General features: G+C 60.0%; 18 protein-coding genes and 1 pseudogene. 18 read left to right on the forward strand and 1 reads right to left on the reverse strand.

Annotated elements, in window-relative coordinates; all coding sequences use genetic code 11:
• Window positions 1-172 precede the first annotated feature (172 nt).
• The gene (locus tag Q8W71_RS24835) at window positions 173-319 is read right to left on the reverse strand and encodes a hypothetical protein (protein WP_305528094.1); all 147 of its coding nucleotides are present in this window, start codon (window positions 317-319) and stop codon (window positions 173-175) included.
• Between the two features lie 1,532 nt (window positions 320-1,851).
• On the opposite strand from Q8W71_RS24835, the gene Q8W71_RS24840 reads away from it, so the two are divergent.
• The 18 genes and pseudogenes from Q8W71_RS24840 to Q8W71_RS24925 form a co-directional block, all read left to right on the forward strand.
• The gene (locus Q8W71_RS24840; protein ID WP_305528095.1) at window positions 1,852-2,436 is read left to right on the forward strand and encodes an SIS domain-containing protein; all 585 of its coding nucleotides are present in this window, start codon (window positions 1,852-1,854) and stop codon (window positions 2,434-2,436) included.
• A complete protein-coding gene (locus Q8W71_RS24845; RefSeq protein ID WP_305528096.1) occupies window positions 2,436-3,005 on the forward strand; it encodes a D-glycero-alpha-D-manno-heptose-1,7-bisphosphate 7-phosphatase in 570 nt (189 codons plus the stop codon). Before Q8W71_RS24840 ends, Q8W71_RS24845 begins: the two co-directional genes overlap by 1 nt.
• 3 nt (window positions 3,006-3,008) lie before the next feature.
• Window positions 3,009-3,725 (forward strand): transaldolase, encoded by a 717-nt coding sequence (locus Q8W71_RS24850; protein ID WP_305528097.1) that lies wholly within the window; start codon window positions 3,009-3,011, stop codon window positions 3,723-3,725.
• A gap of 98 nt (window positions 3,726-3,823) precedes the next feature.
• Window positions 3,824-4,837: an NAD-dependent epimerase/dehydratase family protein gene (locus Q8W71_RS24855; protein WP_305528098.1), complete on the forward strand. Its 1,014-nt coding sequence runs from the start codon at window positions 3,824-3,826 to the stop codon at window positions 4,835-4,837.
• Window positions 4,834-5,847 (forward strand): NAD-dependent epimerase/dehydratase family protein, encoded by a 1,014-nt coding sequence (locus Q8W71_RS24860; protein ID WP_305528099.1) that lies wholly within the window; start codon window positions 4,834-4,836, stop codon window positions 5,845-5,847. Before Q8W71_RS24855 ends, Q8W71_RS24860 begins: the two co-directional genes overlap by 4 nt.
• Window positions 5,844-7,403: a PfkB family carbohydrate kinase gene (locus Q8W71_RS24865; RefSeq protein ID WP_305528100.1), complete on the forward strand. Its 1,560-nt coding sequence runs from the start codon at window positions 5,844-5,846 to the stop codon at window positions 7,401-7,403. The genes Q8W71_RS24860 and Q8W71_RS24865 overlap by 4 nt, the downstream gene beginning before the upstream one ends.
• A 28-nt stretch (window positions 7,404-7,431) precedes the next feature.
• Window positions 7,432-8,370 carry a Gfo/Idh/MocA family protein gene (locus tag Q8W71_RS24870; RefSeq protein ID WP_305528101.1) on the forward strand — a complete coding sequence of 313 codons (939 nt, stop codon included), beginning with the start codon at window positions 7,432-7,434 and terminating at the stop codon, window positions 8,368-8,370.
• Complete coding sequence (locus tag Q8W71_RS24875; protein ID WP_305528102.1) at window positions 8,367-9,662, forward strand: UDP binding domain-containing protein; 1,296 nt, start codon at window positions 8,367-8,369, stop codon at window positions 9,660-9,662. The genes Q8W71_RS24870 and Q8W71_RS24875 overlap by 4 nt, the downstream gene beginning before the upstream one ends.
• Window positions 9,662-10,558: an NAD-dependent epimerase/dehydratase family protein gene (locus Q8W71_RS24880; RefSeq protein WP_305528103.1), complete on the forward strand. Its 897-nt coding sequence runs from the start codon at window positions 9,662-9,664 to the stop codon at window positions 10,556-10,558. The genes Q8W71_RS24875 and Q8W71_RS24880 overlap by 1 nt, the downstream gene beginning before the upstream one ends.
• Before the next feature lie 7 nt (window positions 10,559-10,565).
• Window positions 10,566-11,222 (forward strand): class I SAM-dependent methyltransferase, encoded by a 657-nt coding sequence (locus Q8W71_RS24885; RefSeq protein ID WP_305528104.1) that lies wholly within the window; start codon window positions 10,566-10,568, stop codon window positions 11,220-11,222.
• Window positions 11,219-11,731, forward strand: coding sequence for an NUDIX domain-containing protein (locus Q8W71_RS24890; RefSeq protein ID WP_305528105.1), 513 nt, complete (start codon window positions 11,219-11,221; stop codon window positions 11,729-11,731). Before Q8W71_RS24885 ends, Q8W71_RS24890 begins: the two co-directional genes overlap by 4 nt.
• Window positions 11,728-12,717, forward strand: a complete 990-nt coding sequence (locus tag Q8W71_RS24895; protein ID WP_305528106.1) for a GDP-mannose 4,6-dehydratase — start codon at window positions 11,728-11,730, stop codon at window positions 12,715-12,717. Before Q8W71_RS24890 ends, Q8W71_RS24895 begins: the two co-directional genes overlap by 4 nt.
• 2 nt (window positions 12,718-12,719) lie before the next feature.
• The gene (locus Q8W71_RS24900) at window positions 12,720-13,538 is read left to right on the forward strand and encodes a transketolase (protein WP_305528107.1); all 819 of its coding nucleotides are present in this window, start codon (window positions 12,720-12,722) and stop codon (window positions 13,536-13,538) included.
• The gene (locus Q8W71_RS24905; protein ID WP_305528108.1) at window positions 13,535-14,461 is read left to right on the forward strand and encodes a transketolase family protein; all 927 of its coding nucleotides are present in this window, start codon (window positions 13,535-13,537) and stop codon (window positions 14,459-14,461) included. The genes Q8W71_RS24900 and Q8W71_RS24905 overlap by 4 nt, the downstream gene beginning before the upstream one ends.
• A 3-nt stretch (window positions 14,462-14,464) precedes the next feature.
• Window positions 14,465-15,637, forward strand: a complete 1,173-nt coding sequence (locus Q8W71_RS24910) for a class I SAM-dependent methyltransferase (protein WP_305528109.1) — start codon at window positions 14,465-14,467, stop codon at window positions 15,635-15,637.
• A complete protein-coding gene (locus Q8W71_RS24915; RefSeq protein WP_305528110.1) occupies window positions 15,621-16,538 on the forward strand; it encodes a sugar nucleotide-binding protein in 918 nt (305 codons plus the stop codon). The genes Q8W71_RS24910 and Q8W71_RS24915 overlap by 17 nt, the downstream gene beginning before the upstream one ends.
• Entirely contained in the window at window positions 16,535-17,905 is a 1,371-nt protein-coding gene (locus Q8W71_RS24920; protein ID WP_305528111.1) for a hypothetical protein, read from the forward strand. Before Q8W71_RS24915 ends, Q8W71_RS24920 begins: the two co-directional genes overlap by 4 nt.
• Before the next feature lie 179 nt (window positions 17,906-18,084).
• Window positions 18,085-18,444, forward strand: a pseudogene (locus tag Q8W71_RS24925) (IS66 family transposase); the annotation flags it as partial.
• Between the last annotated feature and the right edge of the window lie 113 nt (window positions 18,445-18,557).

An 18,557-nucleotide genomic window follows, 5' to 3' on the forward strand; every position in this document is an offset into this window, starting at 1 on the left:
CAAGTGTAAAGCAGACGCAACAATTGTGCGCGATCTCGCAATGCGCTCTATCATTTATCAGTTCTCATTTGAAATTATTGGATTTCACATTTATAATTAATGGTTTAAATAAATTAATCCTCCTGCATTGAAGGACGGAAGCCAAAGTGGAAAGATTCATTAAAATTCTTTGTCATGATAATCTAGCGATCGCCCGGTAACATTCGGATTTATCAGCATACGCTTGCCCATCGGGAAGAACCGCACCAGACGCGTCAGCAATGTACCAACCACTCTGCTTGGCACGGTTCGAGGCAACGACATAGATCGGCTTCAGCATGACGGCACTCCGGTCTCGCTTTGAGCATAACGACGGAGCAGCAGGATGGTTCCTAGGCTCTTGATCCACTATCACAAGTAGCGGCAGGAAACCTCGCATGCTTTTATCATTGCTAGCCCTGGAACGTAGCTGCTCCGTCACGCTGGAAATTACAAATCTTGGTAAATGCCTTCGAGAGAAATCATTCGACTTACAAAGCTCCAGCAGTCAGAAGCGCGTATTTGCCAAGATATTTAGATCGGGATCCACAACAGGCGCGGGCGCCCAACTGCTCACGAAGCTAAGCTAAAAATTGACTCTTTTGCCATCGATAATTGCCCTGGAGTTCCGAGCCGCCACTGGATGGAAAATTGAATGAAGTGAGTTAGTTTGAAACACACTTTTCAATCGCAGGGGCCGGAGAATTTGAAGTAAGCATTTAACGGGATACGGGATTTTGTGCGCGTTACCATTTTTGCAGTTTAATGTTTTTCTTAATGGCACAGCGACAATCTACTGCGTCTCGAACCAGCTATTGACCGGTACCGAGGGCGAACCCCTCAGCACGTTGACGCACTCGTTCGAACAAATATGGGCGTCACCGGTACTTACAGATGCTCGCGCGAAAATGATTCAGATAAAGTTCATGGAGTTTGCGCCGGCTGCTTTTCAGGTGACGCGCGCAATCACGTATTAATAGAATGACAGTATTCGAGATCGAGGACGAAGGTACCGTAGATCCATTCTTTGCGCAGTGTCCAGTCGTCGACGCGGCCGATGCGCGGCCGGTCTATATTCGGCAACGGCAAGCTCTGAATCACTCGCAGATGGCCCGTGGCGCTGATCGGCATAGCCTGTTACGCGGACTGGCGGGGCGAGCCGGCCACCGAGAACGAGACCTGTCAGAGCCTGCGCTTGGACGAGGCTCTAGGTACGCTAAGCCCGAGGGCCTGCAGCTTCCGGAAGCGCTCTGCGAAGGCGCAGCAGGGCCAAAGCTCGTCGCGTCAACCGAAGTGTAGAACGACGCGGTGCAGCCGTACGGCCTTGCCGCCGCTGATCGGGAGGGCGGCAGCTTGGCGATGGTAACGGTTCTGGGCCACGTGCTGAAGGGCTGGCTCTGTGGCAGCGGGCGTGATCTGCAAACCTTGGTGGCGACAGCCGGCTCTAGGGACAAGCCTGATCACGCCCCGCTCTGAGCCCAAGCGAAGAGCTACGCCACGAGCCAACCGGAAGGCCGCCCTCCCACGAAACACGCCGGAGAGCCAATCACAGAGCGGATTATCCTCAAATCGGCCGTAAACCGGAACGAAAAGGCAGCGCTCCGGGACAGTGGCTGGCAGTGGCTTGGAGGGAGGTCGCTCGCCGTGCCGGGACATGCTCCAGACAGAGCATGGCTCGCACGAACCTAAATCGGTCCCGGTCAATAGGGCTATTTGCCTTGACGGCAAGCCTGCGTTGCAACTAATGCGCGCCTCGAACGAGGGGCGGACGGGTTATGGTTTGAAGGCAATAAAAAACCGCCCTATTTTATAGATTCATAAGAGGTCAGTACTTTGAGCCACACGCAAGCGTATTTTGCAGCCGTAGCGCGTACTGTGAGCGAACTCGACCTTGCTTCGGTCGACCGTCTCGCATCCGAACTCGTCGCGCTGCGTGGCCGGAATGGCCGGCTCTTCCTCCTTGGCGTCGGTGGCAGCGCTGGCAATTGCAGCCATGCGGTCAACGACTTTCGTAAGTTGTGCGGGATTGAAGCCTATGCTCCGGTCGACAACGTTTCTGAGTTAACTGCTCGAACCAACGACGAAGGCTGGAGCACAGTTTTCTCGGCATGGCTTAAGGTGAGTCGCCTAAATGCTAAGGACGCCATCCTGATACTATCGGTTGGCGGTGGTAGCGAGGAACGTAATGTCAGCACGAACCTCGTCGAGGCGATCAAGCTCGCGAAGTCATGCGGAGCCAAAACCTTTGCAATCATCGGTCGGCCCGACGGCTACGCCGCACAGAAGGGAGATGCGGTTGTGGTAGTGCCGAAGACGGAGGAGCACTTGATTACACCGATCTCTGAAGCGTTCCAAGGCGTTGTTTGGCACTGTCTCGTGTCGCATCCTGACTTACAAATGAACGCGACGAAATGGTGATGAGTACCCAGAAGCGCGTGGCTCGTAAGGCAGTCTTCCTAGATCGTGACGGCGTGATCGTCGTTCCGGAGTTTCGGAATGGACGCAGCTACGCTGTTCGCAAACTCGCCGATTTTGCGGTTTACCCTGAAGCTGGTCCTGCCCTTGAGCGGCTGAAAGGGGCAGGCTTTGTCCTCGTTGTCGTCACAAACCAGCCCGACGTCGGCGCAGGGCTCGTGGATGCAGCTGTGCTGGAGGACATGCACGATCGGCTCAGCGGGATGGTAGCGATCGATCGTATCGAGGTTTGCACGCATACAGCGGCTCAGAGCTGCGATTGCCGCAAGCCAAAGCCCGGCCTGCTGCTCCGTGCAGCCGACGTATTGAGCATCGATCTCGCACGGAGCTTCATGGTAGGCGACCGGGCAAGCGATATCGACGCAGGACGCCGCGCCGGTTGCCGCACGGCCTTTCGTGATCTTGGGTACACCGCTGAGGCGCCGCCGGAGGTCGTAGACTTCCGCAGTCCGTCCCTGCCGGCGATCGTCGAATGGATCATCTCGGCCGACGCGGCCGCAACCGAGGGCTGAGGCATGCGACCCTTCAAGATCAAATTGTTCGCTGACGGCGCTGAGCTAGAGGCGATGCTGGCGCTCTATCGCAATTCGCTGATCGCGGGATTCACGACGAACCCGACTCTGATGCGCAAGGCCGGCATCACAGACTACGCAGGCTTCGCGCGGCAGGTGATCGCCGCCATTCCCGATCGTCCGGTCTCGTTCGAGGTGTTCGCCGACGACATCGACGATATGATCATGCAGGGGCGCGAGATCGCCCGCTGGGGAGCAAACGTCAACGTCAAGATCCCCGTCACGACGACGACGGGCGAGTACACTGGTCGCGTGATCGAGACGCTGTCCGATCGAGGGATCATGCTCAACGTCACGGCGATCATGACGCTCGCTCAGGTAGAGCAGGTCGCCCGCAGCCTGCGGGGCGAGGCGCCCCACATCGTCTCGGTCTTCGCCGGCCGCATCGCCGACACCGGCATCGACCCGGTGCCGCACATGGTCGCCTGCCGCGAGGCACTTCGCGCGATCGCGCCGCGGGCACAGCTGCTCTGGGCGAGCCCGCGGGAGTTGCTGAACGTCTACCATGCCGACGAGGCGGGCTGCGACATCATCACGGCGACGCCGGACATCCTGGCCAAGCTCCAGCTCGGCGGGAAGGACCTCGCGGAGTACTCCCTGGAGACCGTGCAGATGTTCTACCGCGATGCCACCGCGGCGGGATTCAAGATCGACGCCTGATGGCCGCTTCCGCGTCGGACCGCGGCCCTAGGGCACCCGGACTGGCGCCCGGCGGATCGGACGGACCATGACCGGTGGGATCTGAAGAGGAGAGGATGATGGCGAAGCTGTTCGACCGCGTGTTCGTGACGGGGGGCGCCGGCTATTGCGGCAGCCGGCTGGTGCCGCAACTGCTCGACCAGGGCTATGCGGTCACCGTCTACGACACGATGTACTTCGGAGACGACCACTTCCCGAAGGACAAGCCGAACCTGAAGCTGATCAAGGGCGACATCCGCGACACCGCGCACTTGAAGCGCTCGATGGAGGGCCACGACGCGGTCGTCAGCCTCGCCTGCATCTCGAACGACGCGAGCTTCGAACTCGACGAGAACCTCTCGACCTCGGTCAACCTCGACGCCTTCGAGCCGATGGTGATGGCCGCCAAGGCGGTCGGCGTGAAGCGGTTCATCTATGCCTCGTCGTCCTCCGTCTACGGCGTCTCCGACCAGCCGGACGTGACCGAGGACCACCCGCTCGTGCCGCTCACGCTCTACAACAAGTACAAGGGCATGTGCGAGCCGCTCCTGAACAGGCACGCGGACGACGACTTCACGGTCGTGACGTTCCGTCCAGCCACGGTGTGCGGCTACGCCCCCCGTCAGCGGCTCGATCTCTCTGTCAACATCCTGACCAACCACGCCGTCAACAAGGGCAAAATCACCGTGTTCGGCGGCTCGCAGCTTCGCCCGAACCTCCACATCCAGGACTATTGCGACGCAGTGTTCCTATTCCTGACGGCTCCTGCCGAGAAGATCCAGCGCGAGGTCTTCAACGTCGGATTCCAGAACATGTCGATCATGGACATCGCGCATCTCGTGCGCAAGGTGGTCGGGGAAGAGTTCCCCGACAAGGACGAGATCGACATCGTCACCACGCCGACCGACGACATCCGCTCGTACCACATCAACTCGGACAAGATCTTCCGCGTGCTGGGCTACAAGCCGCGGTACACGATCGAGGACGCCGTACGCGAGCTGTGTCAGGCGTTCGAGCGCGGCGAGCTGCCGGACAGCTTCGGGGACGACGCCTACTTCAATGTGAAGCGGCTGCAGCGGCTGAAGGCGGCATGAGCGGGTCACCGATCGCGGTCGTCACCGGTGGCGCCGGCTTCATCGGCAGCCACATGGTCGATCTCCTCCGCGCGCGCGGCTTCAGCGTGCGCGTGGTGGACGACTTCTCCGGCGGCCACGAGGCCAACCTAGCCCACCACGCCGACGATCCGGACGTGGTGGTCCACCGCACGGACATCCGCACGCTCACGCCGGGGCACGCGGCGTTCGAGGGCGCCCGCTACGTGTTCCACTTCGCCGGCATCGGCGACATCGTGCCCTCGATCGAGCGGCCAATCGACTACATGGACATCAACGTCCAAGGCACAGTGCGGGTGCTTGAGTGCGCCCGCGCCGCGGGCGTACAGAAGCTCGTCTATGCCTCATCGTCCTCCTGCTACGGGTTGGCGTCGACGCCAACGCGCGAGGATCACGAGATCGCGCCACAATACCCTTATGCCCTCTCGAAGTATCAGGGCGAGCAAGCGGTATTCCATTGGCATCGGGTTTACGGTCTGCCGGCCAACGCGGTGTGTATCTTCAACGCGTACGGTACGCGGGTGCGTACCACCGGCGCCTACGGCGCCGTGTTCGGCGTGTTCCTGCGCCAGAAGCTCGCGCAGCAGCCCTTCACCGTGGTGGGCGACGGGACGCAGCTGCGCGACTTCATCTATGTCACTGACGTGGCACGAGCTTTTCTCGCTGCGGCAGAGACACAGGAATCGGGCGAGCGGTATAATATCGGTGCGGGCAATCCGCAGTCGATCAATCGTCTGGTCGAGCTGATTGGCGGCCGAGTTCAGTACATCCCCAAGCGCCCCGGCGAGCCAGACTGCACGTTCGCTGACATCACCAAGACGACGAGCCGCTTGGGCTGGCGTCCCACCGTCCCCTTCGAGGAAGGGGTGGGGCTGATGATGGCTGAGATCGAACATTGGGCGAACGCGCCGCTTTGGGACGCCGGCTCCATCGCCGAGGCGACGAAGACGTGGTTCGCCTACTTGGCACCGAAGGAGGGGGGCTCTCGGTGAGCACGGAATCGCTGCACGCCCGCTACGCGCACAAGATCAAAACTCCCGCGGAGCTGCGCGAGATCCTCGGGCCGCTGCCGCGCAAGCGCCGGGCTATCATGTGCCACGGGGTGTTCGACGTGGTCCATCCGGGCCACGTACGGCACATGATCTACGCCAAGGGAAAGGCCGAGATCCTGATCGCCAGCATCACGGCGGACCGGCACATCTCAAAGGGCCATTACCGGCCGCACGTGCCGCAGAACCTGCGCGCCCTGAACCTCGCTGCGTTCGAGATGATCGACTACGTCGTCATCGACGCGAACGAGACGCCGATCGAGAACATCGGCTTCATCCAGCCGGACTACCTGGCCAAGGGCTATGAATACAACGCGTCAGGCATGCCGCCGCGCACCGCTGAGGAGGCGGCCGCGCTCCAGGCCTACGGCGGCGAGATCGTGTTCACACCGGGCGACATCGTCTACTCGTCCTCGACGATCATCAACGCCAAGCCACCCGACCTGAAACTCGACAAGCTTCAGGTTCTGATGGAGCAGCGTGGCTTGAGCTTCGACGACCTGTTCCGGACGCTCGACAACCTCGCCGGCCACCGCGTGCACGTGGTCGGCGACACCATCGTCGACAGCTACACGCAGTGCGCGATGATCGGCGGCCAGACCAAGACGCCGACCATGTCGGTGCTGTTCGAGCGGCGCACCGATTTCGTCGGTGGTGCGGCGATCGTGGCCAAGCACTGCCGGGCGGCTGGCGCCGAGGTAACGTTCTCGACTGTGCTGGGAGAGGACGAGCACAAGCGGTTCGTGCTCGATGACCTCGCGACCGCGGGCGTACAGGTCAATTCATTCTTCGCCAACCGTCCGACCGTGAACAAGAATGCGGTGGTTGTCGGCGGCTACCGACTGCTCAAGATCGATACGCTGGACAACAGCTCGATCTCCGACACCATCCTCAGGCAGATGACTGGCCGCATCCGCGATACTGCGACCGATGCAGTGATCTTCGCCGACTTCCGCCATGGGATCTTCAACCGCCGCACCATCCCGGCCTTCGTCGAGGCAATACCGGACGCGGCCTACAAGGTCGCCGACAGCCAAGTCGCGAGCCGGTGGGGGAACATAACAGAGTTCGCCGGCTTCGACCTGATCACCCCGAATGAGCGGGAAGCTCGTTTCGCGCTGGGAGACCAGGACTCCGGCATTCGGCCGCTCGCTTCGGCCCTTTATGATGCAGCGAAATGCAAGCTCCTAATCCTCAAGCTGGGCGAGCGCGGGGTGCTAGCCTGCATCGACGCCGACCACGAGTCGCTCGACAGCTTCTTCGTGATGGACAGCTTCGCGGAGGGCATCGTCGATCCGGTCGGCGCGGGCGACGCGCTCCTCGCCTACGCGACGATGGCGATGCTGGCCTCGCGCGACGACCTGCAAGCCACGATCATCGGCACGGTGGCCGCTGGCCTCGAATGCGAGTTCGACGGCAATCACCCGATCACACCCGACCACGTACGCACCCGCCTGACCAAGGTGCAGGAGCAGATGAACTATGCGCAGGCGTCGTGAGGCTTAGTGCGTCGATGGGCCTACCGTCATGAAGGTGATCGTCGTCGGACTGGGGGTCCAGGGACATAAGCGTCGCCGCTTCGCTGGCCCGGACTACGTCACCTGCGTCGATCCCGTGCATCCGGAGGCCGACTACCGGTCGGTCGTAGACGTGCCGCTCGACCGGTACGACGCGGCGCTGTGTTGCATCCCGGATGAACCGAAATACGAGATCCTGTGCCATCTGCTCCGGCACGGAAAGCACGTGCTCGTCGAGAAGCCGCTTTGGACCAACGGGCTCGATAGGCTGCGTGACCTGCAAGATCTCGCGCGTGAGACGGGGGCCGTCTGCTACACCGCCTATAACCACCGCTTCGAGCCGCATTTCGTGCGAATGCGCGACCTGATCGCGACGGGCGAACTCGGCCGCGTCTACTCGGTACGGCTATTCTACGGGAACGGCACCGCCCGCCTCGTGCGGGACTCGGCGTGGCGTGACGAAGGCGCGGGCGTGCTGCCCGACCTCGGCTCGCACCTCCTCGACACCTGCCGGTTCTGGCTCGGCGACGATCTCGGATCTTTCACGGTGGTCTCGGCCAACCGCTTTGAGAATCGCGCGCCGGACCATGTGGTGATCGCCAATCGCTCGGAGCGGCTACGCGTCGAGCTGGAGATGACCCTGCTTTCCTGGCGCAATCACTTCACCTGTGACGTGTTCGCCGAGAAGGGCAGCGCTCACATCGAGTCCCTGTGCAAATGGGGTCCTTCGACATTCACGCGGCGCACACGCATCTTGCCGAGCGGCTACCCGCCGGAGGAGCGGGTAACGCTTGTGCAGGAAGATCCGACCTGGGCGGCCGAGTACGCGCACTTCAAGGCGCTTTGCGCGGGGCGCGCGGAGGCGGATCTCGCGGGCGACGTCTGGCTTCAGGCCACCCTGTCGGACTTGGCCGACACCATCCCCGGCGCGGGGGGAGAGGCGCGATGACCTTGAGCCACGAGGCGGCCGGCCTCACGGTCGGCTTCGCCGGCATGACGCATCTCGGCCTCGTCTCGTCGAGCGTGGTGGCGTGGCGCGGATTCCAGACCATTTGCTACGACGCGGACGCGGCGCTCGCCGGCCGCCTGCGGGACGGTGCCCTGCCGGTGCGTGAGCCCGAACTCGATGCCATCGTGTCCGGTAACACCGGCCGGCAGATTTTCACGTCCGAGATCGGCGAACTCGACGCGTGCGATATCGTCTACATCGCCGCCGACGTCCCCACCGACGATCGCGGGAACAGTGACCTCTCCGCCATCGCTCTGCTGATCGACCACGTGGCGGCTGCGTTGCGCCCGGACGCGCTGCTGGTTGTGCTGTGCCAGGTGCCGCCGGGCTTCACCCGGGCGATCACCTCCGTCCCGCCGGAGCGGCTGTACTACCAGGTCGAGACACTCGTTTTCGGCATCGCGGTGCAGCGAGCCCGGGAACCCGAGCGTTACATCGTCGGCTGCGCCGATCCAGAAGCACGTCTCGACCCGCGCTTCGCGGCTTTCCTCGGCGCAGCCAACTGCCCGATCCTGCCGATGCGCTACGAGAGCGCGGAACTTGCTAAGATCGCGATCAACTGCTGCCTCGTGGCCTCGATCAGTGTCGCCAACACGCTAGCCGAAGTCTGCGAGGGCGTCGGCGCAGACTGGAGCGAGATCGTGCCTGCGCTCAAGCTCGACGCGCGGATCGGCCCGAAAGCCTACCTCGCTCCAGGCCTCGGCATCGCCGGCGGCAACCTGGAGCGCGATCTCGCCACTGTGATCGGGCTGGCCGACGCCCAAAATGCCGACGCCGGGGTCGTCCGCGCTTGGGTGAGTAACAGTCGCCATCGCCGTGGATGGGCGACCCGCGAAATCCGGAAGGCTCTTTTAGAGACCAGACCCGACGCAACCGTCGCCGTGTGGGGGCTCGCCTATAAAGAGAACACCCATTCCACCAAAAACTCGCCCTCGCTCGCCACGCTGGCGGAGCTGCCGGGCACGCGGTTTACGGTCCACGACCCGGCCATCCGGTCGGAGACCCATCGTCAGGTCGCCGAACCACTGGACGCCCTAGAGGGGGCTGCCGCTCTGATGATCCTCACGCCCTGGCCGCAATACCGAGGCTTTGGTCCCGCCGACATCGCCGGTCGGCTCGCCGGGCGGCTCGTCCTCGACCCTTATCGCGTACTCGACCGCCAAGCGGCGCTCGACGCAGGTCTCGATTACCGGACGCTGGGTGTAGGCGGCGATGGGCGGAAGGCTTCCTGATGCTCACTCATCTCAATACCTCTCCCCGAATGCCTACGCGCGCCGTGGTGATCGGCGGGGCCGGCTTCGTCGGTGGCGCTGTTGCGAGGCGTCTATCCGCGGAGAGCCTCGAGATCTTGTCGCTCGGCCGCACGGAGGTCGACCTCCTCGCGCCCGACGCAGGCGAGAGGCTGGCACGTTTGCTGCGTTCAGGCGACGCGGTCGTGTTCGCCGCCGCCCGCGCCCCCTGCCGGGATGTCGGCATGATGATCGACAACTTGGCCATTGTCGGAGCCGTCCTCGACGCCTTCGCCGCAGCCCCGCCTGCCCATGTGGTCAACATCAGTTCGGACGCAGTCTACGGCGACGAGGCCGTCCCGCTCACCGAGGCGATGGCGCCCGCGCCGACCAGCATGCACGGCGCGATGCACCTCGCTCGCGAGATCGCGCTGCGCGGTGCCGTCGGCGACCGGCTGGCCACCTTGCGCCCGACCCTGATCTACGGCGCCGGCGATCCGCACAACGGTTACGGCCCCAACCGCTTTCGGCGGCTCGCGGCCCGAGGCGAGGAGATCGCGCTGTTCGGCGACGGAGAGGAGAGACGCGATCACGTCTCGGTCGACGACGTAGCCGACCTCGCCGCCCGCATGGTCCTGCACCGCTCGATTGGGGTTCTCAATGCGGCCACAGGCACGGTCCACAGCTTCCGGGAGGCGGCCGAGCTCGCGGTGGCACAGGCGAAGCCGGCAACAGGCGGACGACGTTCGACCATCCGTGGCACGCCGCGCAGCGGACCGATGCCGCACAACGGCTTCCGCCCGTTCGACCCGGCCGCGACCTACGGCGCCTTCCCCGGCTTCCGCTACACCGGGCTCGAAGAGGGTATGGCCCGCGCCGCGGCGGACAGCCGAAGCTGAGGAGAGCATGGCCGAGATCAACTTACTGCGTGCGCTTCCGCAGACGAAGCGCAACGTCCAGCAGCGTGGCGCGGCCAAGTCGCCGGAGGTGATTGCCGCGTCGCGGGAGTATGGCCAGCTCTACTTCGACGGGCCGCGGGACTATGGCTACGGTGGCTACCGCTATGACGGCCGCTGGGTGCCGGTGGCGCGGGACATCGTGGAGCATTTCGGCCTCAAGCCGGGTATGCGGGTGCTCGACGTGGGGTGCGCCAAGGGCTTCCTCGTCAAGGATCTGATGATCGCGTGCCCGGGACTGGAGGCCTTCGGTCTCGACATCTCGCGCTATGCGCTTGACCACTGTGAGCCTGAGGTGGTCGGTCGGCTGCATCTCGGTTCGGGTGACGACTTGCCGTTCCCAGACGGCAGCTTCGACTGCGTCATCAGCCTCAACACGATCCACAATTTCGATCGGGCAGGCGCCGCGCGCGCTCTGCGCGAGATGCAACGCCTGTCAGGTGGGCGCGCTTTTGTCCAAGTCGATAGCTATCGTACGCCCGAGCAGAAAGAGCTCTTCGAGAGCTGGGTACTGACGGCCAAGTTTTACGACTATCCCGAGGGCTGGATCAGCCTTTTCAAGGAGGCGGGTTACACCGGCGATCATTACTGGACGATCGTCGAGTGAGAGCCGCGCCCGACATTCACAATCTCTTCCGCCCGCCCGCGCGCCTCGACTTTCACGACGCGGCAGTTGCCCTCATCACGCTCGATGACGGCCGCTACCTGATGCAGTTGCGCGATGACAAGCCAGGCATCTTCTACCCCGATCATTGGGGTCTGTTCGGCGGTGCGATCGATCCTGGCGAAGACGCCGAGAGCGCCGTACGCCGTGAGTTGCGGGAAGAGCTCGATCTGGATGCCGGCCCACTGCGCTACTTTACGCGATTCGACTTTGATTTCGACTGCATCGGCGCAGGGCGCCGCGGGCGGACCTACTTCGAACTCACGATCGCGTCGGCAGATCTGCCCCACTTGCGGCTCGGAGAGGGGCGACTTATGCAGCCATTGCAACCGGACATGCTGCTGATCGAGCGGCTGGTGCCCTACGACTCTTTCGCCATCTGGCTCCACCTTGCTTCCCGGCGACCGGCGCCGAGTTCCGAGCCGACGCAAACCGAACGAGGCATCCCATGAAAACTTACGCGATCCTCGGCGGCGGCGGCAGCTTCGGCATCCACGCAGCGATGTATCTTCTCGATCACGCCAACCCAAGGAAGGTCATCGGCATCGGTCGCAACCCATTGCGCAGCAAAGCTTTCTCGCTCGACATCGATAAGCGTGACGGTTACCAGTACTACGCCCGTCACATCACCTACGAACTCGATCTGCTCTTGGAGATCTTGGATAAGGAGAAGCCGGACGTCATCGTTAATTTCGCCGCGCAGGGCGAGGGGGCAGTCTCGTGGAAGCATTCCTGGCGCTTCTTCGAGACCAACTCGATGGCGCTTGCTCGTCTGACCGAGGAGCTTATGAAGCGCGACTGGCTGGAGCGTTTCATCCAGATCGGGACTTCCGAGATGTACGGCTCGGTCGATCATGCGACCAAAGAAGATGAGCCCATCAAGCCGTCCAGCCCGTACGCTGCATCGAAGGTCGCCTTCGACATGTACCTCATGTCGGTGCACAAATTCCTCAAGTTCCCGATGAACGTGCTGCGCCCCTCGAACGCGTACTGTTCCGGCCAGCTCCTGCATCGCGTGATACCGAAAGCCGTGTTGTGCGGCTTGACGGGCCAGCGGCTACCGCTCCATGGCGGCGGACGGGCGGAGAAATCCTACATTCATGCGCGCGATCTAGGCAGAGCGATCCACCTCACCGCCGAGAAGGCAGAGTTAGGCAAGATCTACAACGTTGGCCCCCAGGATCCGACCTCAATCCGGCGTGTCGTCGAACTTTGCGCCGAAGCGGTCGGCGTGCCGTTCGAGCAGCTCTGCGAGGTCACCGGTGATCGCCTCGGACAGGATTCCCGCTACTGGCTCGACTCCTCGGCAATCAAGACCGACCTCGGTTGGGAGCCGAAGATTGGCTGGGAGGAGGGCCTGGCAGACGTGGTGGCCTGGGCGAGAGACAATCTTGACGAGCTGAAGCGCGCGCCTCTCGATTACACGCTGCGGGGCTGAGCATGACCATCCCGAACGCGCCCGATTGGACGGCGGCAGCTGAGCGCTGCCGGAACTATCGGCGGCGCATCCTGGACATCTCTCAAAAAATCTCGGCGTTGCACATCGCTCCAGCTTTCTCGTGCCTCGAGATTGTCGACGCGATCTACAACGTGCTGATGCCACAAGACGGACCGCCGGATACCTTCGTGATGTCCAAAGGCCATGGAGTCATGGCCCAGTACGTCGTTTTGGAAGACCGCGGTGTGCTATCCCGCGAAGACCTTGACACCTACTGCACACCCAATGGCAGGCTCGGCGCCCATCCGGATTACGGCGTACCCGGCATCGAGGCGTCGACGGGCTCGCTCGGCCACGGGCTGTCAATCGCTGCGGGCATGGCCTACGCCGATCGCATTCGAAAGGTCCCGCGCACAACCTACGTCCTGCTTGGCGATGGCGAGATGCAGGAGGGCTCAGTTTGGGAGGCGCTGATGATGGCGCCCAACCTCAAGCTTTCAAATCTTGTGGCAATTCTCGACTTTAACAATTATCAGGGTCTCGGTAAGACCACCCAGACCCACCCGCACTTCTTACCGATGTCGGAGAAGGTCGCCAGCTTCGGTTGGGAGGCCATCGATGTGGACGGACACGACACCGAGGCATTGGTCAACGCGGTGGGCAACCGCCAGGGTGACCGTCCACTATTTCTCACCTGCACCACCGTCAAAGGACGTGGCATCTCTTACATGATCGACGCGCCCATTTGGCATTATCGATCACCGAATCGTGCTGAGTATGCCTTGGCGCTCAAGGAGCTAGGATTCGAATTGGGCCCATGAGAAACACATTCGCTTCAACGTTCTACGAGATGGCCACATCCGATGACCGGTTGGTTGTGGTGGTGGCGGATATTTCCCCTGCGGGATCTATCGCGCAATTTCGAAACGAATTTCCCGAACGATTCATAAATACTGGTGTCGCCGAACAGGTGATGATCGGGCTCTGCGCCGGCATGGCCCAGAAGGGCCTTCGGCCATTCGCCTACACCATCGCGACTTTCTCCGTATTCCGGCCCTACGAGATGATTCGCGACGACTTATGTTATCAAGATCTGCCCGTCTCAATCGTGGGAATTGGAGGCGGAGTGTCCTACTCGACGTTGGGTAGCACCCATCATGCCATGGAAGACGTCGCGCTGATGACGGGACTTCCAAACATGCAAGTACTTGCTCCTTGCGATCCCGTCGAGACCGCTGCAGCCACGCGGTGGCTCGCGACAAAAAGCCAGCACCCAGCGTACCTTCGACTTGGCAAAGCGGGCGAGCCAGATATCTCGTCCAACGCCGAAGAACCTTGGGAATTTGGTCGCATTCGTCGATTACGGCGTGGGCGGCATACAGCATTTTTAAGTTATGGCCCAATTTTAGCACGCCTAGTTACTATCGCCGACCGAATGGAAAGCTGTCACGGATTGTCGCCTACTGTAATAAACGTATCTACACTGAAACCTTTAGACCTGGATGGTATTGCAAAGGTTCTGAGAAGCCACGAAGAAGTGGTGGTCGTGGAGGAGCACGTACCTCGTGGAGGTCTGGCGTCATACGTCAAAGAGCTAGCTTGGGATATCCGTGCAAGTTGTGCGCTGAAATGTTTCACATTGAAGGATGAATTTCTGCACGTGTACGGAGCCCATGAAGACCTACTTTCTGCACACGGACTTGATAGTGACAATATTGCAAAAGCCCTCACTATACACGGATAGACCATGTCAAACCCTGATATTCGTCAAGATGAGAAGCATGTTTGTGTCGTTTGTGATCGGTTAAATCCGGTCGAATTGCATGCATACCGCTGCCTTCCTCGAGTGACGAGCGATTGCAAGCCCTGGCCATCGGGAGGGCGTTTATTTGTCTGTGATGGCTGCGGCGCGATCCAAAAGGTAGCAGATGCAGTTTGGCAACAAGAGATCGATCGCATATACAGCGACTATCAAATTTATGATCTATCGGACGGTGCCGAGCAGGTAATATTTTCTGCCACGGGTGGCTCAGCTCCACGTTCGAAAACACTCGTGGATTTTTTAGTCTCCCGCCTTCCTCCTCGTGAGACCGGTCATCTGCTCGATATCGGCTGCGGAAATGGCTCCGCCCTCACCAATTTCAGTAACGCCCTTCCGGGATGGCGCCTAGATGGCAGTGAATTGTCCAATAAAGCGCTAACAAACTTACGTAAGATACCCGGATTTGACACGCTTCATGTTGGCCCGATTGAACGTACCTATGACGTCGTGAGCCTGATTCATTCTCTTGAACACATGTTGAAACCGGGGGCCACGCTTACCGACGCCCTTAGCAAATTGAACCCGAAGGGTCACGTTTTTGTTGAAGTTCCTGACGCAGAAACATCGCCGTTCGATTTTATAGTAGCTGATCATCTCAGCCACTTTACCCGGGCAACATTAAATCAGCTCGGCCGAAAAGTGGGCATGACGGTTGAGTTTATAGGCAACAGCGTATTGGCTAAAGAGATTACGATGCTGGCGACAGCTGGGGCCGATAAAAAATCCGGAGGTTCCGCGAGTCCGGAGGCCGGACGAGAAATTGTGGCCCGCTCACTGCGCTGGTTGCAAGCAATTATCAACTCGGCATTTAACGCCGCCGATCAAGGGCCAATTGCAATTTTTGGAACTTCAATTTCGGCTATGTGGCTATATGGCGCCCTACGCGATCGAGTCGCCCTGTTCGTCGACGAGGACCAAAGCCGCATCGGGCGCCGCATCGATGGAAAGCCTATAGTTGCGCCTCGGGATGTCAAACCGTCACAAGTAATTTACGTGCCACTCGCTCCTCAGATCGCAACGCACGTAGCAAAAAGACTTCACGACGCGCCAGGACACTACATTCTTCCTCCTGTGATGTCAGATGTTGGCCCAATCTAAGTTGCCCGTACCGGCTTCGGCACTCGTTATCGGCGCTGATGGCGTCATTGGCCGGGCGCTAGCGGCACAACTCGCCTCGTACGGATGCTCTGTTACAAAGACAAGCCGGCGGCCGAATATTGGTTTTGATCCCAATGTTGTTTTCCTAGACCTGCGTTCACCCGATACGGGGGCACTACCAGATGTTGAAGTCGCTTATATCTGCGGCGGACTGACCAAGCTATCAGACTGCCGTGAAAACCAAGAGCTCGCGGAGGCGGTCAATTTCTACGGACCAGTCTCGGTGGCCCGGCAGCTCACTGAGCGCGGGACGACCGTGGTATATCTGTCCACGGCAGCCGTCCTTGACTGTCTCTCACCCTGTATGATGTCTATTCGACCGCGCGGCGGACAAAGTATCTATGGTAAAACTAAAGGGTTAGGTGAGATCGGAATCCTGAACCTGGGAGATCTGACGTCAGTGATCCGGCTGACGAAAGTTATTACTCCTGAGTGGCCGTTATTGAAGCAATGGCAAGTATTGTTGAGGTCAGGCCAACCAATACAAGCTTTTGACGATCATCGGATCGCTCCTATTTCGCTCTCTCACGCACTCGAAGGTATCTTGGCTGCAGCGGCGGAGCCAGGAATATGGCAGGTCTCGGGCGCACGTGATGTCAGCTATGTCGATCTCGCGCGTATAATTGCAGCAGAAGGGAGCTACCTAAATTCTAGAATTAACGGAATATCTGCATCTTCGTCAGGCATTCCTCCAGAGGAGACTTTTTCGTTTACGTCCCTGGACTGTAGACGCTTGCAGGAGAGCATAGCTTTTATTCCGCCGCATCCCGAAAATCTACTCCATTCCTTTGATCTTTTCGCGGATAACAAGCGCGCTGTAAACGAGATCGTTAAACAATGACAGATTCTGCTTACCCTGCCATCTACGACTTCTCGCTCCTGCCATACGCACTCGGCGACGTACTGACCTGGAACATCCAGACCGCTATCCGTGCTGAGGACGCCGGATGTTCAAGATGTGATATTTATCTATGTGTTGATGCCAGTCATCCAGCCAACGTTTACCAGCGCGATCTGGTGCGGCCAGAAAATTGTGAGCTTTTTTTTAATGAGTTATTCGGGGCCTTTGCCACTCATCCAATACTTGGCAACATTCATATTTTTCGGTCGCGTGAAGCCTTGTTAGATCACTTGCGGTTGATGCCTTTTACGAATGAAGCTTCATTTTATGCCGTCGAGGACTATAAGAGCACCGTCGCGCAGGCTGATGATGACGCCGCATTACAAAATTACTTTTTGAAATATGTCCAGTCGCATGTGCAAATTAATGATTTTGCCGCACGTAACGGCCGCATACCTCTTCTTCGCGGCAGCCGAGGTTGCGAGCCTGATATTGAGCGACTGAATGAAGTTCTTCTCGCGGGCCACCATACTGTTGTCATCCACCCTCGCTTGCGGAAATTAGACGCCGGATACGCGGGCGAGCATACACATCATAGAGACTCTGATTTCTTAGAATGGTACGAGTTTTTACGAAAATCTGCAACTCGTCGATCTGACGTGAAGTTTGTTGTGCTTGGACGCATCCACGAGAAGCCCCTTCGCCTCCTTCGACTACCAAATGTCATGAGTCTTCGCGCACTCGGGCTTGGCTTAGGTCATGAACTTACACTTATGCTTCGCGCAGATCTTTTCATTGGTACGTCCAGTGGGTTTGCTGCATTCGCCAATTTCTCGACCATACCGTATCTTGTCACTCGTATGAATGCAGCCTCCTGCACCGCGTACGCAATTCCTGAAGGTAGCAGTCGTCTTCCATTTGCAACTGCGCAACAGCATCTCGTATACGGCGAAGAAACATCTGCCGCACTCGCAGCGATGTTGGAACGAGAACTTCCGAGTCGCGCCGTTCCGGCCGCTGTTCGGCCTAGCAGCGATCCTGTAGATGTAACTGCTTTCTCCGCGGCCCTGAAACCAAAAAATAATTCTGCAGCATTGTCGTCACGGTTTAGGGTCGATCGGGAATATGCCGATGATGAGACGGGATATCTCCTTTGGCCGCGTATTCAAGATGCTCTGCTCGCATTCGAGCTTGGAGATATTGACAAAGGTTCGGGTTTACTTAGGCGTATTCTAGCAAACTTTCCAAGCTTGAAGAGTCGGTTTCCGCAGTTAATTCGGGATTATCCCATTAAATATTCAGAGATTTATCGGAATTTTGGTTTGGGGAAGCTGTTGAGGCCACTTACAAATAAAAAGCGAAATTAGCTTGCGATCCGGAGTAGAGTCGGGCGCTCCGTTTTGTTCTGCAACCTTGGAATTCTTCCCGATGCTGAGACTCAGGCTGTTACCGCCAGCCTGCCACGCTATCGTGTGGTCGCGATTGCCGCACGCGAATGGGCATAAGTTTACGGTTTGGTACGCCCGAGGCAGTGCGAGGTAATTACACCGGGCGGATCTGGACCTACGTGCGCGACGACCGCCCCTTCGGGGGCCCGGACCCGCCGGCGGCGCTGTTTTACGCCTCGCGCGACCGGGCCAGCGCGCATCCCGAGCGTCACCTGAGCGGGTTCGGCGGTCTCCTGCAGGCGGATGCCTACAGCGGCTACAACCGCCTCTACGATCCCGCGCGTCCGCACGGATCGGTCACCTCGGCGCTCTGCTGGGCGCATGCCCGGCGCGGGTTCTTCGCGCTGGCCGACGTCGCGGCGAACGCGCGGCGGGGCAGGACGGCGACGGTGATCTCGCCGATCGCGCTGGAGGCGGTGCAGCGCATCGACGTGTTGTTCGCGAGTAAGCGCTCGGTGACGGCTGCCTTGCGCGGATAGTGGCGCGCTCTGGATACAGGTGCTGGCGTCGGATGGCGCTGTATCGGCCCTGGGTCTGGATCTATGACTTTTCCCTCGCACGTCGTGGTCGC

It is taken from the genome of Methylobacterium amylolyticum (assembly GCF_030700245.1).
Classification (GTDB): Bacteria; Pseudomonadota; Alphaproteobacteria; order Rhizobiales; family Beijerinckiaceae; genus Methylobacterium.

Excerpts from the sequence above, each read along its gene's own strand:
- Q8W71_RS24845 (WP_305528096.1), top strand. The coding sequence starts at position 2,436 with ATGAGTACCCAGAAGCGCGTGGCTCGTAAGGCAGTCTTCCTAGATCGT.
- Q8W71_RS24900 (WP_305528107.1), top strand. The coding sequence starts at position 12,720 with ATGACCATCCCGAACGCGCCCGATTGGACGGCGGCAGCTGAGCGCTGC.
- Q8W71_RS24895 (WP_305528106.1), top strand. The coding sequence starts at position 11,728 with ATGAAAACTTACGCGATCCTCGGCGGCGGCGGCAGCTTCGGCATCCAC.
- Q8W71_RS24910 (WP_305528109.1), top strand. The coding sequence starts at position 14,465 with ATGTCAAACCCTGATATTCGTCAAGATGAGAAGCATGTTTGTGTCGTT.
- Q8W71_RS24885 (WP_305528104.1), top strand. The coding sequence starts at position 10,566 with ATGGCCGAGATCAACTTACTGCGTGCGCTTCCGCAGACGAAGCGCAAC.
- Q8W71_RS24850 (WP_305528097.1), top strand. The coding sequence starts at position 3,009 with ATGCGACCCTTCAAGATCAAATTGTTCGCTGACGGCGCTGAGCTAGAG.
- Q8W71_RS24860 (WP_305528099.1), top strand. The coding sequence starts at position 4,834 with ATGAGCGGGTCACCGATCGCGGTCGTCACCGGTGGCGCCGGCTTCATC.
- Q8W71_RS24880 (WP_305528103.1), top strand. The coding sequence starts at position 9,662 with ATGCTCACTCATCTCAATACCTCTCCCCGAATGCCTACGCGCGCCGTG.
- Q8W71_RS24905 (WP_305528108.1), top strand. The coding sequence starts at position 13,535 with ATGAGAAACACATTCGCTTCAACGTTCTACGAGATGGCCACATCCGAT.
- Q8W71_RS24920 (WP_305528111.1), top strand. The coding sequence starts at position 16,535 with ATGACAGATTCTGCTTACCCTGCCATCTACGACTTCTCGCTCCTGCCA.
- Q8W71_RS24835 (WP_305528094.1), bottom strand. The coding sequence starts at position 319 with ATGCTGAAGCCGATCTATGTCGTTGCCTCGAACCGTGCCAAGCAGAGT.
- Q8W71_RS24875 (WP_305528102.1), top strand. The coding sequence starts at position 8,367 with ATGACCTTGAGCCACGAGGCGGCCGGCCTCACGGTCGGCTTCGCCGGC.
- Q8W71_RS24870 (WP_305528101.1), top strand. The coding sequence starts at position 7,432 with ATGAAGGTGATCGTCGTCGGACTGGGGGTCCAGGGACATAAGCGTCGC.
- Q8W71_RS24915 (WP_305528110.1), top strand. The coding sequence starts at position 15,621 with ATGTTGGCCCAATCTAAGTTGCCCGTACCGGCTTCGGCACTCGTTATC.
- Q8W71_RS24855 (WP_305528098.1), top strand. The coding sequence starts at position 3,824 with ATGGCGAAGCTGTTCGACCGCGTGTTCGTGACGGGGGGCGCCGGCTAT.